Raw genomic sequence first — 14619 nt, forward strand, 5'->3', positions numbered from 1 at the left:
GTCAGTTCGCGTCTCCGGCCAAGCGGGCCAGCAGGCGGGCGAAGTCGGCGGGCGGGGTCACCACGAGCCTGACCTGACCGTCCTGGGGGACCAGGTCGGCCTGGATGCGGGTCAGCCGCTCGCGGTGCCACCAATAGACGTGGGGGCTGAGGCCGCCGTCGCGGTCGTCGAACTCGCGCTGGGCGTACACGCGCATGCGCTCCAGGGCGCGCACGACGCCGATGCCCTCAATGGGGTGGACGGCCATCGCGCCCGGGTGGGGCAGCACGACGAGCAGCCCGTCGGGCGGGCCGGGCAGCCGCCGCAGGTGCGCCACGGCGGTGGGCGCGCTGATCATGCGCACGCTCACCCCGCCGAGCTGGAGGTACTCGGCGGTGATGCGCTCGTCGGCCAGCGCGTTGTCGAGCGCGACGTCGAGCGCCTCGGCGGGCGGGATCGGCCAGCAGAAGGCCTCCTCCGGCCGGACCGGACGGCCGCCGATCGTCAGCACCTCGATCAGGTCGGCGCTCAGGTGGCGGCCGATGATGCGCGAGGGGTCGGGGATCGCCGGGTCGTCGGCGGCGTGCAGGCGGGTGCGCAACAACGGTTTGATGCGGCCCAGGTTGCACGCGTCGAACGGTTCGCCCGAGACGGCGTGCGACAGGTGCTCGGAGACCAGCATCGGCCAGTCTTCGCGCGACCTGCGGGCCGCCTCTCGGCGCAGCCCGACCAAGTTGACGGTACGGGCCGTCTCGTCGCCACCCATGATCAGCGTGGCGCCGTCGTCCTCGAACGCGCAGCTGTAGCCCATCGTCTCGACCACCAGGGCGAGGAGGGAGTCAAGATCGACGTCCTCGACGGGCCGGGAGGCAGGCTGCACTGGCTGGTCAGGCCGAATCCGGCTGCGGAGTCGCCGCAACAGACCCAAGGCTCATCCCCTTACAAGCGTGGCGTGTTGCCAGCTTCAGGGTGCCTTGTCCTGGTTGCCGATGAGGCCGGTGAGAGAGCACGATTCGGTATCAATAACCCCATCGGCCCCCAGCCACACACTGAACTGTGGTGTCCCGTGACCGATCGGCAGCCCCGCGATGATCGGCACTCCCAGCGGTCCGAGGCGTTCCACCAGCACCGGAAGCGCCTCGCCGCACTCCACCCACGACCCGAGCGCGAAGCCGGCCGCGCCGTCGAGGCACCCGGCCTGGAGCAGCTGGGTCAGCATACGGTCGATTCGGTAGGGCTCCTCCCGGACGTCCTCAAGAAGGACGATCCGGCCCTGCGCCTCCATCTGGTGGGGCGTGCCGCACAGGGCCGCCAGCAGCGTCAGGTTGCCGCCGGTCAGCGGCCCGATGGCCGAGCCGGGCACGAGCACCTGGTCGCCCTTGACCGGCCGGGGCTCCAGGCTGGAGATCAGCGACGCCTTCAGGTGCGACAACGACCTCGGCTCGGGCCCCTCCTCGTCGGAGATCGTCGAGGAGGCCGGCATCGGGCCGAACAGCGAGGCCACCCCCAGACGGCGCTGGAAGGCCAGGTGGAGGGCGGTGATGTCGCTCGACCCCACCAGGGGCTTGGGCCGGACCGCCTCCATCTTGTCCCAGTCGAGGTGGTCGAGCACCCGCGTCGCGCCGTAGCCGCCGCGCGCGCAGATCACCGCGGCGATCTCGGGATCGCACCAGGCTTCCTGCAGGTCGGCGGCGCGGGCCTGATCGGGCCCGGCGAGGTAGCCGCGGCGGATCAGCATGCGGGGCCCGAACCGGACGTTCAGGCCGAGGCCGGTGAGCACGTGGCGGCCGCGGTTCAGCCGGTCGAGGTCGACCGGGCCGGAAGGCGCGACGACGGCCACGGTGTCACCGTGCCGGAGACGGGGTGGAGTACGTTCGGACACCCCCCAAAGAGTGTCAGACTAGGCGCTACCTATGCGACCACCGACCCACATTCTCGTGGTAAACGGCGTCAAGGTCCGTCAGCCGGTCTTCGTGCTCGCCGCCCCCCACAGCGGTGCGGACCTGCTCGCCCGTGCCATCAAGCGCTCGCCCGGCGTGCATCTCACCATGGGCCGGGGCGCGGTGTCCCGTGTCGTCTACGCGTTCGCGCGGCGGCCGTCGATCGCGCGCAGCCCGGGGGCGCCCCGGGTGATCCGCGACGTGCTGGCCGAGGCCTGGCAGGTGGTGCCGGGCGCGTGCGGCGAGTGCTCCGCCACCTGCAAGGAGGCCGGCGGCATCATCGGCGCGGGCCCGTGCGTGACCGCCTCCGAGCTGACCCGGTTCGGCGACGCCAGCCCCGACCTGCTCTACAGCGCCCCCGTCCTGCTCCAGGCGTTCCCCGACGCCCGGTTCGTGCAGGTCATCCGCGACGGCCGCGACGTCGTCGCCGACATGCTGGCCGATCCGGCGACGATGGCCTGGTTCAAGCCCCACATGCTGGCCGACGACAGCGAGTTCCCCAGCCCGTTCCTCGGCGTCAACAACGCCGAGCACAAGCTGCGCTGGAAGGAGATGCCGGTCGCGGGCAAGAGCGCGCTGCGCTGGCGCGCCGCGATCCGCCTGTCGGCGGTGCTCCGCAAGGAGCTGCCCGCCGACCAGCTGCTCACGATCCGGTACGAGGACCTGCACAAGTCCCCCAACGAGACGTTCGGCCAGGTGGGCGAGTTCCTCGGCGCCAAGATCTCCACGATCGCCCTCTACGGCACCAGCGCCCCCCGGGTGGGCGCCCGCCGCCGCCTGGGCCACACCGACGCCGAACTGGTCGGCAAGGTCGCCCGCGAGGAGCTCAAACGGCTGGGCTACTCGTGAACTGGGTGCGGTAGAGCTCCGCGTAGGCGCCGTCGAGCACCATCAGCTCGTCGTGCCGGCCGAGCTCGGTCACCCGGCCCTCGTTCATCACCAGGATCACGTCGGCCTCGCGGATGGTCGACAACCGGTGGGCGATGACCAGACTGGTCCGGCCCGCCAGGGCCGTCTTCAGCGCCTGCTGCACGGCCACCTCCGACTCCGAGTCGAGATGGGCGGTGGCCTCGTCGAGCACCACCACCGGCGGGGCCTTGAGCAGCAGCCGGGCCAGCGCCACCCGCTGCTTCTCGCCGCCGGAGAAGCGGTAGCCGCGCTCCCCCACGACCGTGTCGAGCCCCTCGGGCAACGAGGCGACCAGGTCGCCGATCTGGGCCGCCCGCAGCGCCTCCCAGACCTCCTCGTCGGTGGCCTCGGGACGGGCGTAGCGCAGGTTGGCCGCGATGGTGTCGTGGAACAGGTGCGGGTCCTGCATGACGACGCCCACGGTGTCGCGCAGCGACTCCATCGTGGCGTCGCGCACGTCGAGGCCGTTGAGCCTGACGGCGCCGGCGTCGACGTCGTACAGGCGGGAGACCAGCGAGGTCGTGGTGGTCTTGCCGGCCCCCGAGTGGCCGACCAGGGCGACCATCTGGCCCGGCCGGGCGGTGAAGGTGACGCCCTTGAGCACCTCGGCCGACTCGCCCTGGTCGGGGCGGGCGACCGATTCGAGGGAGGCCAGCGACACCTCGGCCGCGCCGGGGTAGCGGAAGCGCACGTCGTCGAACTCGATGGTGACCGGCCCGGCCGGCACCTTCTTCGCGTCGGGTTTCTCGGCGACCATCGGCTTGAGGTCGAGCACCTCGAAGACGCGGTCGAAGCTGACCAGGGCGGTCATCACGTCGATGTGCACGTTGGACAGGCCGGTGAGGGGGCCGTACAGCCGCATCAGCAGCGCCGACATGGCCACCAGCGTGCCGAGCTCGAACGAGCCGTCGACCGCGAGCACGCCGCCGAGCCCGTAGACCAGGGCGGTGGCCAGCGCGGCGATCAGGCCGAGCGCGATGCGGAAGACGGTGCCGAACATGGCGACGGTGACCCCGATGTCGCGCACCCGGGCGGCCCGCCCGGCGAAGTGCACGGCCTCGTCGTCGGGGCGGCCGTAGAGCTTGGCGACCATCGCGCCGGCCACGTTGAACCGCTCGGTCATCACCGAGCTCATCTCGGCGCCGAGCTCCATCTGCTCGCGGGTGTAGGTGGACATGCGCCGGCCCACCCACCGGGCGGGCAGGATGAAGATCGGCACCATGATCAGCGCGACCAGGGTGATCTGCCACGACAGCGCGATCATCGTGACCAGGACGACGACGAGGCTGACCACGTTGGAGACCACCGACGACAACGTGCTGGTGATGGCGCGCTGCGCGCCGATGACGTCGCCGTTGAGCCGCGACACCAGCGCGCCGGTCTGGGCCCGCATGAAGAACGCCACCGGCATGCGCTGGACGTGGTCGAAGACCTCGGTGCGCAGGTTGTAGATCAGGCCCTCGCCGATCCGGGCCGAGAACCAGCGTTCGCCCAGGCCCAGCACCGCGTCGAGCAGCGCCAGCCCGGCGATGGCCAGCGCCAGCGTGACGACCAGCCCGGTGTCCCGCCCCGGGATGGCGACGTCGATGATCTGCTTCACGACCAGCGGGTTGGCCACCACGGTCAGCGAGCCGACCGAGATCAGGGCCAGGAAGGCCACGATCGACCACTTGAACGGCGCGGCGTAGCCGGCGATGCGCCGGACCGTGCCCGGCGCGAGGCGCTCCTTCATGACGTCGCCGTCGCGCCGCATCGACTGCATCATCTGCCAGCCCACGTTCGGGCCGCCCATCATCGCCATGTCCTGGCAAACCCTTTACGGAACGGGGCGATTCCAGGATCAGCCCGCGGCGAACAGAACCCGCCGCCGGGCGACGAGTCTCATGGTCAGCCCGAGGCGAACAACGACCGGATGCGGATCACCTGTTCGGCTCTCTCGGCGGCCGCCTGCTCCTCCAGTGTGCGGGCGCCCGCCCCCTGCAGCAGCCGTTTGGTCGCCGTCGCGGCGGACCGCTCGGTGGCGAGCAGCGCCGCCGCCAGGTCGGCCACGGCCGTATCCAGCTCCTCAACCGGTACGGCCAGTTCGGCCAGCCGGAGGCGCAGCGCCTCCTCCGCCCCGACCTTCCGGGCGGTGACACACAACTCCAGGGCCCTGGGCAGGCCCACCAGATCGACCAGCGGCTTGGTCCCCGTCAGGTCGGGCACCAGTCCGAGCGCCGGTTCCTTCATGCAGAACTGCACGTCGTCGGCCACGATCCGCAGGTCGCACGCGAGTGCGAGCTGGAATCCGGCCCCGATCGCGTGGCCCTGGACGGCCGCGATCGAGATGATCTCCGGACGACGCAGCCACAGGAAGGCCTTCTGCGCCTGGGCGATCCGCTCCTCGAAGCCCTCACCGAGCACCGAGGAGAACGAGCCCTCACCGGGGACTCCCCCGGGCGTGAACATTCGCAGGTCGATGCCTGCGGAGAAGGACGGCCCCTCGCCTTTCACGACGACGATCCGCACGGCCTCGGGGAGGTCTTCCCCGATCCGAGCCAGCGCCGACCAGGTGGCGAACGTCTGGGCGTTCCGCTTGTCCGGCCGGTTCAGCGTGATCGTCGCGATCTCGCCGTCCACCTCGTAGCGCAGTCCGATCTCAGCGAGTTCGCTCGCCGAAATCTGCTCCGCTCTCCCCCTTGGTGTCGCTTCCACAGCGTCGTTCACAGCCCGCAACCCCTTCCTGGCGGTCACGCCCGAGCCTACCGAACCCTGTTCGGTCATCCGACCCGGGCCGGTCGGCTCGGGAGCGGACCGCTCTGGATCTGAGGTACACGAGCGGCTGCGGTCGCGCGTCGGCGAGGCGGAACTAGCGCTTGGTCTTGCCTCGGGTCGCCCCGCCGCGTCCCCGCAGAGTCACGCCCGACTCGCTGAGGATGCGGTGGATGAATCCGTACGACCGGCCGGTGGAAGCGGCCAGGGCGCGGATGCTCTCACCCGCGGCATAGCGCTTCTTGAGATCGCTGGCCAGTTTTTCACGGTCGGCCCCGGTCACCCGGGTGCCCTTCTTCAGAGTCTCGGCCACGAGTACCTCCTGTAGTGCCAGACTTCCGCAGCGTTACTCACGCCATGATCAGTCATTTCGGCTCGATCGGCTACCTACTCCCAGGGAAAAGATCCGTACCCGGTAAATTTATGATCAGGCGAGGGCGACGAGATCGGAAAATTCCTCGCTCCACGCGTCTTCGACGCCGTCGGGCAGCAGGATGACCCGGTCGGGTTGCAGCGCCTCCACCGCTCCTTCGTCGTGGGTGACCAAGACGATCGCCCCTGTGTAAGAGCGCAGAGCCGTCAGCACCTGTTCCCGCGAGGCCGGATCGAGGTTGTTGGTGGGCTCGTCGAGGAGCAGCACGTTGGCGCTGGAGAGCACCAGCGTGGCCAGCGCCAGCCGGGTCTTCTCGCCGCCCGACAGCACCCCGGCGGGCTTGTCGACGTCGTCGCCGGTGAACAGGAACGAGCCGAGCACCTTGCGGAGCTCGACGTCGAGGATGTCGGGCGCGGCCGAGCGCATGTTCTCCAGGACGGTGCGCTCGGGGTCGATGGTCTCGTGTTCCTGGGCGTAGTAGCCGATCTTGAGCCCGTGGCCGGGGCGGACCTCGCCGGTGTCGGGCTTCTCGATGCCGCCCAGGATGCGCAGCAGCGTGGTCTTGCCGGCGCCGTTGAGGCCCAGGATGACGACCCGGTGGCCCCGGTCGACGGCGGCGTCGACGTCGGTGAAGACCTCCAGCGAGCCGTAGGACTTCGACAGGTCGACGGCGGTCAGGGGCGTGCGCCCGCAGGGCGCGGGCGCGGGGAAGCGCAGCTTGGCGACCTTGTCGGCCCGCCGCTCGGGCTCGATCCCGCGCAGCAGCCGCTCGGCGCGGCGCTGCATGTCCTGCGCCGCCTTGGCCTTGGTGGCCTTGGCGCGCATCTTGTCGGCCTGCGCCATCAGCACCCCGGCCTGCTTCTCGGCATTGGCCCGCTCGCGCTTGCGGCGCTTCTCGTCGGTCTCGCGCTGCGTCAGGTAGTTCTTCCAGCCGACGTTGTACGTGTCGATCACGCACCGGTTGGCGTCGAGATGGAGCACCCGGTTTACCGTCGCTTCAAGTAGACCAACATCGTGGCTGATGATGATCAAGCCGCCCTGGTGGGAACGCAAAAAATCACGAAGCCAGGAGATCGAGTCGGCATCGAGGTGGTTTGTCGGCTCGTCGAGGAGGAGAGTCTCCGATCCCGAGAAAAGAATGCGTGCCAGTTCGACCCGCCTGCGCTGACCGCCCGAGAGGGTCTCCAGCGGCTGCCCGAGCACCCGGTCGGCCAGGCCCAGGCTGGAGGCGATCGAGGCGGCCTCCGACTCGGCGGCGTAGCCGCCCAGCACGTGGAGCCGGTCTTCGAGGCGGCCGTAGGCCTTCACGGCCTTGTCGCGGGTGCGCACGTCGGCCGAGGTCATGCCGAGCTCGGCCTGCCGGAGGTCGCGGATGACCTCGTCGAGGCCGCGCGCCGACAGGATGCGGTCGCGGGCGATCACCTGGAGGTCGCCGGTCCGCGGATCCTGCGGCAGGTAGCCGACCGCGCCGGTGATGGTGACGGTCCCGCCGGCGGGCTGGCCCTCGCCGGCGAGGGTCTTGGTGAGCGTGGTCTTGCCCGCTCCGTTGCGGCCGACCAGGCCGATCTTGTCGCCCGGGTTGACCCGGAACGAGGCCCCCTCGATGAGGAGCCGCGAGCCGACGCGGAGTTCGATGTCTGTGGCGATGATCATGATTGGGGGACACTCCCGCTGAGAAATGGCTTCAGGACCGTGGGCACACGGAAGTGATCAATCGGGAGTGCGCATGCGTCGATTGTATGGTGGCCCGGCCAAATCCCCGACTTCCGAAGCTAGGCCGGGTCGACGACCCTGATCCTGACCGCCCGGAACTCCTCGGGCGTCTTCTCCAGCACCGCCAGCCGGGGGTCGGGGACGGTGAGGAACGGGCCGGTCTCCAGGGCGAACAGCGGCGCCAGGCGGCGGTCGCCGCGCAGCTCGTCGATGGCCTTGCGGTCTCCCCCGACGACGAACCCGGCCAGCCCCTCACCCGCCGGCGGCAGCAGCACCCGGGCGGCCACGTCGGCGGCGGCCCCCAGCGCCTCGTCGGCCTGTTTCTCCCGGCGGCGGGCGAACCGCTGCTGCGACCACCCTCCGGCCGCGCTCCGGCCGTGGACGAGCCGGGAGCCCACCTTGGAGACGAGGAGCCGGTCGCCCTCGAAGACCCCGGCCGCGTATCCCCCGAGACGTACGAGGAGGACCGCGACCCGGCGGTCACGGGAGACGTGGGAGATCAGCGCGGCGGCGAGCGGCCCTCCCGGTCCGTCGTCACGGCCCGCATCAGGCGTCGCCGGCTTCTCCGGCGGCGGCGGGGAGGCCGCGCACTCCAGCGGGCCGAACGGGACGTGGCACTCGGCCACCGCGCCGTCGGGGGCCGTGAGGACGACCAGGTCGGGGCCGCCCTCTTCGGACGGCGGGCCGCCGTGGCGGGCGGCGAAGTTGGCGAGCCAGCGGGGCAGCCGGGACGGGGGGATCGACACCCACCGTCCGCCCCCGGCGGCCGGGCGTGCGCTCATGGCTGCCCAGAGTAGCGGCTGGGCCCCGGGCGGGCGCGCATGGTTGTCGATAGGGGGAAATGTGGGTGAACTTCACATCACCGACCTCAATACCCGCAGGCAGCCGCACCAGAATCGTCGTGTGTCGGTTCCCATGCCCTATCCGGCGCCGGTCGCCGCATCACCCGGTGAGCAGTCCTCGACGACCGGCCCGTTCACCGTGTCGGGGTACGTGCCGGCGTGGGCCGCCGCGCCCTCGACCCCCATGGGCGGCCCGCCGAGCGCCTTCGGCCCCGTCGCCAGCTTCACCCCCGTGGTCGACCTCGACACCGGCGGCGTGATCGCCATACAGGTCAACACGAGCACGCCCGCCGCCGAGCGGGCCGACGTCGGCGGCACGGTCGCGGGCGTCCGCGCCGCCGCCGAGCAGGACGCGCGGCTCCCCCTCGTGCTGCCCATCCCCCTCGCCTGCGTCACCGCGGGCTCGGCCGGGCTGGCCCCGCTGCACGAGGCGATGCGGCTGGCCGGACGGCGGCCCCGCGAGATCATCCTGACGATCGAAGGCGACCTCGACCCGGGCGACCGCTCCCGGCTGCTGGCCGGGATCGACGGGCTGCGCGCGGCCGGTTACCTGATCGCCTTCGGCGGGGCCGGGGTCCGCAACATCCCCCTCGACGTCATGGCCGACGCCTCCCCCTACGTGATCCTGATCTCCCCCGAGCTGGTGGAGCGCGCCCCCCGGGACGCCCGCCGGGCGGCCGTCGCCGAGGCGCTGGTCACGGTGGCCAAGGGCGTCGCGGCGCACATCCTCGCGCCGGGCGTGCAGGACGAGATCCAGCTCGCGGCGGTGCGGGCGTGGGGGGTCAGGCTGGCCACCGGCCCGCTGCTGGCGCCCGGCGACTGGCGGCCGGCCGACGGGCGGGTGCACGTGCCGGTCCCGGCGACCGAGACCTCGCCGAACCTGGCCCAGCTGCTCGGGCCGAGGGTGCAGGAGTTCCTGATGCCGGCGGTGACGCTGCCGATCACGGCGACCTCCGAGGACGTCGTCCAGGCGTTCGGCAACGAGGCGTCGATCACGAGCGTGATCCTGGTCGACGAGTACCAGCGGCCGCAGTCGATGGTCGACCGCAGCCGGTTCCTGCTCTACATGGCGGGGGCCTACGGCCACGCCCTGCACGCCAAGAAGCCCGCCCACCGGATCGCCGACAGCGCCCGGCTGGTGCCCAAGACGACGCCGGCGATAGCGGCCATGCAGGTCGCCGGGCAGGACGCCAAGCGCGTCTACGACGACCTCGTGGTCGTCGACGAGGTGGGCCGCTGCCTGGGCACCGTCCACGTCAGCGACCTCATCAGGCACGTCGCCAACCGGCCGGCCCCCAAGTAGCGGGACCGGCCGGGCGGCCGCCTAGAGGCGGCAGGCGTAGATGTCGGTGATCAGGATCGCCTTGGCGCCGAGGTCCCACAGCCGGTCCATGACCTGCTGGTGGCCCTTGCGGCGGATCATCGCGCGGACCGCCACCCAGCCCTCGCGGTGCAGCGGCGAGACCGTCGGCCCCTCCATGCCCGGGGTGACCTCGATGGCCTCGTCGATGCGCTCGACCCGGATGTCGTAGTCGATCATCACGTAGTCGCGTGCCGCCAGCACGCCCTGCAGGCGGCGGATGAGCTGCTGGAAGCCGTTGTTCTCGGGCGCCCCGACCTGCTTGATCAGGATCGCCTCGGACGTGGTGATCGGGTCGCCGAACACCTCGAGCCCGACGTTGCGCAGGGTGGTGCCGGTCTCCACGACGTCGGCGACGGCGTCGGCCACGCCGAGCCGGATCGCCGTCTCGACCGCGCCGTCGAGCTTGATGACGCGGGCGTCGACGTTCTGCTCCTCCAGGTAGTTCGTCAGCAGACCGGCGTACGCGGTCGCGACCCGCTTGCCGTTGAGGTCCTTGACGTTGGAGAAGGCGCCGGGAGCCGCGGCGAAGCGGAAGGTCGACCGGCCGAAGCCGAGCGGCACCACCTCGTCGGCCGGGGCCCCGGAGTCGATCAGCATGTCGCGGCCGGTGATCCCGGCGTCGAGGGTGCCCTCGCCGACGTAGACCGCGATGTCACGGGGACGGAGGAAGAACAACTCGCAGGAGTTCTCCGGGTCGACGACCACGAGCTCCTTGCTGTCCTTTCGGGGGCGGTAACCCGCCTCTTTCAGGATGACCTGGGCGGCCTCGGACAACACGCCCTTGTTCGGTACGGCAAGGCGAAGCATTGTTGGAACCTTTCGGGATGGCCTCTGAGTCGAGCGAGGTCCGGGCACCCGGGGGTGCCCTAAAGATGCTTGTAGACCTCGTCGAGCCCGATCCCGCGGGCCAGCATGAGCACCTGGAGGTGGTAGAGCAGCTGCGAGATCTCCTCGGCGGTCCGGTCGGTGGATTCGTATTCCGCCGCCATCCAGACCTCGGCGGCCTCCTCGACGATCTTCTTGCCGATCGAGTGGACCCCGGCGTCGAGCGCCTTCACGGTCCCCGACCCTTCGGGACGGGTGCGGGCCTTCTCGGACAGCACGTCGTAGAGCTCATCGAACGTCGTCACTCGCCCAAGCCTAATGGCGTCACCGCCCGGATCACGGCAGCGTCCACTGAGCGAGACCGTGTCGCCCCCGGGTCGCCCCCGGGCCACTCCACCGGGCCGAACGCCGGTCAGTGGCGCTCGGCTTCGCGGCCCGGGACCGCTTCCATCGAAGGCGTGGGAAAGTCACGCCGAGAGGGTGCGGACCATGATCCGCAGGGCCCGGCGCAGCGCCGGCTCCTCGAGGTGCCCGAAACCGAACACGACGCCGTTCCCGGCCCGGCCGGCCGGGTGGTGGAAGGCCGCCAGGGGGGCCACCCTGACGCCGCGCGCCCGCAGCTGCTCGGCCAGCGCCGGGGCCGGCAGCGCCCGGGGCAGCAGCAGGGTCGCGGTGGTGCCGGTCTCCGCGCCGATCACGCGGGTGTCGCGCCGGACCCCGGCCAGCGCCTGGCGGACCAGCGTCCGGCGCCGGGCGAAGATCGCCGACAACCGGTCGACCCGCCGGGTGACCGCGCCCGAGGCCAACAGGTCGGCGGCGGCCCGCTGGCAGGTCTCCGGCACCGCGCAGGCCCGCTCGCGCACCCGGTCGGCCAGGTGGCGCGGCACGACCAGGTAGGCCAGCCGCATCCCCGGCGTCAGCAGCTCGCGGAACGACCCCAGCATGATCGTGGTGGCCGGGTCGCCGAGGGCCAGCAGCGACGGGCAGGGGTTCAGGCCCGCGTGGAACAGCCCGTCGAAGGCCGGTTCGATCAGGTACGTCCCCCTGTCGGCCGCCCACGCCGCCAGCGCCCGCCGGTGCTCGGTCGGCAGCCGGTAGCCCAGGGGCTCGTTGCGGTCGGGCGTGAGCACCAGAGCGTCCACACCGGCCGGAACCTGCGGCCCGGTGGAACTGACCGGGACGGGCACCAGGTGCCCCGTGTGGCCCTTCAGGGCCTCCCTGAGGCGGGGCAGCGCCGGGTCCTCGATCCCGACGACCGGGCGGCCCTCGGGAATCGCGAGCTGGAGCGCCGTCTCGCAGCCGGTGGTGACCACGATCTCGTGCCGGTCGAGCACCAGCCCCCGGGTGTCGCGCAGGTGGGCGGCGATGGCCGCGCGCAGCTCCGGCAGCCCGCCGGGCGGCGGCTCGGCGGCGCTGGGCACGCGGTGGCTGGCCCGCCGCCAGGCCGCCCGCCACTCGGCCAGCGGGAAGGCGTCGGCGGTCGGCTGGTCGGGCCGCATGTCGACCACGTTCGGCCGGGCGGGCGGCCGCATCGGCGCCCGCTCCGCCTGCCGCGCCCGCGCGGCGACGTAGGTGCCCGACCCGTGGCGGCTGGTGACGTACCCCTCGGAATGCAGGATCTGGTACGCCGTCAGCGCAACCCCCCGCGAGATCTTCAGCGCCACGGCCATCGTCCGCGTGGACGGCATGCGGATCCCCGCCGCGAGCTGCCCCGAGTCGATGGCCTGGCGGAGCTGTCCGGCGAGCTGGTCGGGCAGCGGTTCGGCGGCGCCGCGGCCAAGATGGATCGGCACGCGGAGCCCTTGTGGGTTGCGCATGGTTCATGTCCCCGTCGTTTCGGCGAATCTCTGACACCTACGGCGGGACACCGATGTTCCATCGGAGGGAACGGGGCCGGGAAAAGGGAAAACGCCGGTCCCCCGATGGGGAACCGGCGTTTTTCATCGCCGGCTAGCGGCCGTTGAACCGGCCACCCGGACGGCCCTGGCGGAAGCCGCCGCCGCTGCCCGACCGGCCGCGGAAGCCGCCGCGGGCGCGGTCGTCGCCGAAGGTGCGGGGCTCGCCGCCGCGGTCGTCGCGGACGGGCCGCTCACGGTCGTTGTTGTACGCCCGCGGCGCGCGGTCGTCACGGAAGTGACCCCGGGCCGGAGCGGGCGCCGACGCGTCGCGGCGCGGCCGGTCGTCGCCCTGGAAACGGGGACGGTCGTCGCGGTGCCGCGGCCGGTCGTCGTTGTAGCGCGGACGCTCGCCCTCACGGCGCGGCCGGTCGTCGCCGCCCTGGAAACGCGGCCGGTCGTCGTTCTGGAAACGCGGCCGGTCGTCGCCCTCGCGGCGCGGACGGTCGTCGTGCGCGAAGCGCGGCGGACGCTGGCCGAAGTCGCGGCGCGGCCGCTCGTCGCCCTCACGGCGCGGACGGTCGTCGCCGAAGTCGCGGCGGGGACGGTCGTCGTCGTAGCGGCGACGGCCCTCGAAACGCTTGCGGCCACCCGACGGACGCTCGTCGCGGCCGCCCGAGCGCGGGCGCAGCGGCTTGCGGATGTCGGGCTCCCACACCGGGATCGACTCGCCGGAGGGCTCGCGCGCCCCGGCGATGTCGGCCAGCACGGGCGCGCCCGGCACGGCGCGGTGCCGCGAGGGCGAGATGCCGGCCCGGCGCGCCATGGAGTCGGTCGAGCGGCGCTCGTTCGGCATGACGAGGGTCAGCACGCTGCCCTTCTCGCCGGCGCGGGCGGTGCGGCCGCCGCGGTGCAGGTAGCTCTTGTGGTCGGCCGGCGGGTCGACGTGCAGCACGAGCGACACGTCGTCGACGTGGATGCCGCGCGCGGCGACGTCGGTGCAGACGAGCACCTTGATGCCGCCCTCGCGGAACTCGCCGAGGATGCGGGTGCGCTGGTTCTGCCGCTTGCCGCCGTGCAGGCCGCCGGCCTGGACGCCGACGCGGGCCAGCTGCTTCACGACGCGGTCGACGCCGTGCTGGGTGCGCACGAACAGGATGGTGCGGCCCTCGCGGTTGGCGATCTCGGCGGTGACGGCCGGCTTGTCCTGCCAGGACACCTGCACCAGGTGGTGCTCCATCGTCTCGACCGGCGAGGTGGCCGGGGCGAGCGAGTGGGTGATCGGGTCGACGAGGAAGCGCTTGACCAGCTGGTCGACGTCGCCGTCGAGGGTGGCCGAGAACAGCAGCCGCTGGCCGTGCACCGGGGTCTGGTCGAGCAGCGCGCTGACGACCGGGAAGAAGCCCAGGTCGCACATGTGGTCGGCCTCGTCGAGGATGCTGATCTCGACGTCCTCGAGCGAGCACTCGCCCTGCTCGATGAGGTCGGTGAGACGGCCCGGCGTGGCGACGATCACCTCGACGCCGCGGCGCAGCGCCTCGATCTGCCGGCCCATCGACATGCCGCCGACGACGGTCTTCATCCGCAGCGACAGGCCCCGGCCGAGCGGCTCAAGGGCGTCGTTCACCTGGAGCGCCAGCTCACGGGTGGGGACGAGGATGATGGCGCGCGGGCGCTTGGGCAGCGCGCGCTCGCCGGAGATGCGGGCCATCATCGGCAGCCCGAACGCGAGCGTCTTGCCGGAGCCGGTCTGGCCCCGGCCGAGCACGTCGTGGCCGGTCAGGATGTCGGGGATGCAGGCTTCCTGGATGGGGAACGGCGAATCGATGCCCTGACGGGCGAGCCCGGTGACCAGCGGTCGCGGCAGCCCCAGCGCGGCAAAACCGTTCACGGTCTCGTCGGCGGACTCGGTCGCGGACATGGTCGGGTCGAGCATGGTCACGTGGTCGTGCCTTTCGGTGAGAGGGACGTGCCGCAGCACGCAGGCGCGTCTCTTCTGCGAAAGGACGAGCCAGGTTAAACCGGGGCGGCAATCCGCCGCATCGGGGGAGGGCACCCCTTCCAAAGGTGCCGAGTGCCAGCTCTGCGC

General features: G+C 71.9%; 13 protein-coding genes. 2 read left to right on the forward strand and 11 right to left on the reverse strand.

All coding sequences use genetic code 11. The annotated features are described in order from the left end of the window. Position 1 precedes the first annotated feature (1 nt). Together AW274_RS27820 and AW274_RS27825 are read right to left on the reverse strand one after the other, a co-directional pair. Positions 2-859, reverse strand: coding sequence for a hypothetical protein (locus AW274_RS27820; RefSeq protein ID WP_157520761.1), 858 nt, complete (start codon positions 857-859; stop codon positions 2-4). Positions 860-943: 84 nt separating this feature from the next. Continuing rightward, on the reverse strand, positions 944-1819 hold the full coding sequence (locus AW274_RS27825) for a S66 peptidase family protein (RefSeq protein WP_232320408.1): 876 nt from the start codon (positions 1817-1819) through the stop codon (positions 944-946). A 73-nt stretch (positions 1820-1892) separates the two neighbouring features. Here AW274_RS27825 and AW274_RS27830 point away from each other — a divergent pair, with 73 nt between their 5' ends. Continuing rightward, positions 1893-2768, forward strand: coding sequence for a sulfotransferase family protein (locus AW274_RS27830; RefSeq protein ID WP_062437683.1), 876 nt, complete (start codon positions 1893-1895; stop codon positions 2766-2768). Here AW274_RS27830 and AW274_RS27835 read toward each other — a convergent pair. The 5 genes from AW274_RS27835 to AW274_RS27855 form a co-directional block, all read right to left on the reverse strand. Then, complete coding sequence (locus tag AW274_RS27835) at positions 2746-4629, reverse strand: ABC transporter ATP-binding protein (RefSeq protein ID WP_062437685.1); 1884 nt, start codon at positions 4627-4629, stop codon at positions 2746-2748. The two genes, AW274_RS27830 and AW274_RS27835, sit on opposite strands and share 23 nt — an antisense overlap. 86 nt (positions 4630-4715) lie before the next feature. After that, a complete protein-coding gene (locus AW274_RS27840) occupies positions 4716-5522 on the reverse strand; it encodes an enoyl-CoA hydratase/isomerase family protein (RefSeq protein WP_439648793.1) in 807 nt (268 codons plus the stop codon). Positions 5523-5676: 154 nt separating this feature from the next. Further along, positions 5677-5892, reverse strand: coding sequence for a helix-turn-helix domain-containing protein (locus tag AW274_RS27845; protein WP_030452286.1), 216 nt, complete (start codon positions 5890-5892; stop codon positions 5677-5679). Positions 5893-6006: 114 nt separating this feature from the next. Continuing rightward, complete coding sequence (locus AW274_RS27850; protein ID WP_062437687.1) at positions 6007-7605, reverse strand: ABC-F family ATP-binding cassette domain-containing protein; 1599 nt, start codon at positions 7603-7605, stop codon at positions 6007-6009. A 119-nt stretch (positions 7606-7724) separates the two neighbouring features. Then, on the reverse strand, positions 7725-8447 hold the full coding sequence (locus AW274_RS27855) for an acVLRF1 family peptidyl-tRNA hydrolase (protein WP_062437689.1): 723 nt from the start codon (positions 8445-8447) through the stop codon (positions 7725-7727). A gap of 121 nt (positions 8448-8568) precedes the next feature. Between AW274_RS27855 and AW274_RS27860 the strand changes: the two genes are divergently transcribed. Continuing rightward, on the forward strand, positions 8569-9810 hold the full coding sequence (locus tag AW274_RS27860) for an EAL domain-containing protein (protein WP_232320410.1): 1242 nt from the start codon (positions 8569-8571) through the stop codon (positions 9808-9810). 21 nt (positions 9811-9831) lie between these two features. Here AW274_RS27860 and hisG read toward each other — a convergent pair whose 3' ends face one another. The 4 genes from hisG to AW274_RS27880 all read right to left on the reverse strand — a co-directional run bounded on the left by hisG (position 9832) and on the right by AW274_RS27880 (position 14511). Continuing rightward, positions 9832-10677 (reverse strand): ATP phosphoribosyltransferase, encoded by an 846-nt coding sequence (hisG, locus tag AW274_RS27865; protein WP_062437691.1) that lies wholly within the window; start codon positions 10675-10677, stop codon positions 9832-9834. A 59-nt stretch (positions 10678-10736) separates the two neighbouring features. Further along, on the reverse strand, positions 10737-11000 hold the full coding sequence (locus AW274_RS27870) for a phosphoribosyl-ATP diphosphatase (protein ID WP_062340354.1): 264 nt from the start codon (positions 10998-11000) through the stop codon (positions 10737-10739). A gap of 162 nt (positions 11001-11162) precedes the next feature. After that, entirely contained in the window at positions 11163-12488 is a 1326-nt protein-coding gene (locus AW274_RS27875; RefSeq protein WP_062437693.1) for an aminotransferase-like domain-containing protein, read from the reverse strand. Between the two features lie 157 nt (positions 12489-12645). Further along, a complete protein-coding gene (locus AW274_RS27880; RefSeq protein ID WP_232320411.1) occupies positions 12646-14511 on the reverse strand; it encodes a DEAD/DEAH box helicase in 1866 nt (621 codons plus the stop codon). Between the last annotated feature and the right edge of the window lie 108 nt (positions 14512-14619).

The sequence above is a fragment of the Herbidospora daliensis genome (assembly GCF_001570585.1).
In the GTDB taxonomy this organism is placed as follows: Bacteria; Actinomycetota; Actinomycetes; order Streptosporangiales; family Streptosporangiaceae; genus Herbidospora; species Herbidospora daliensis.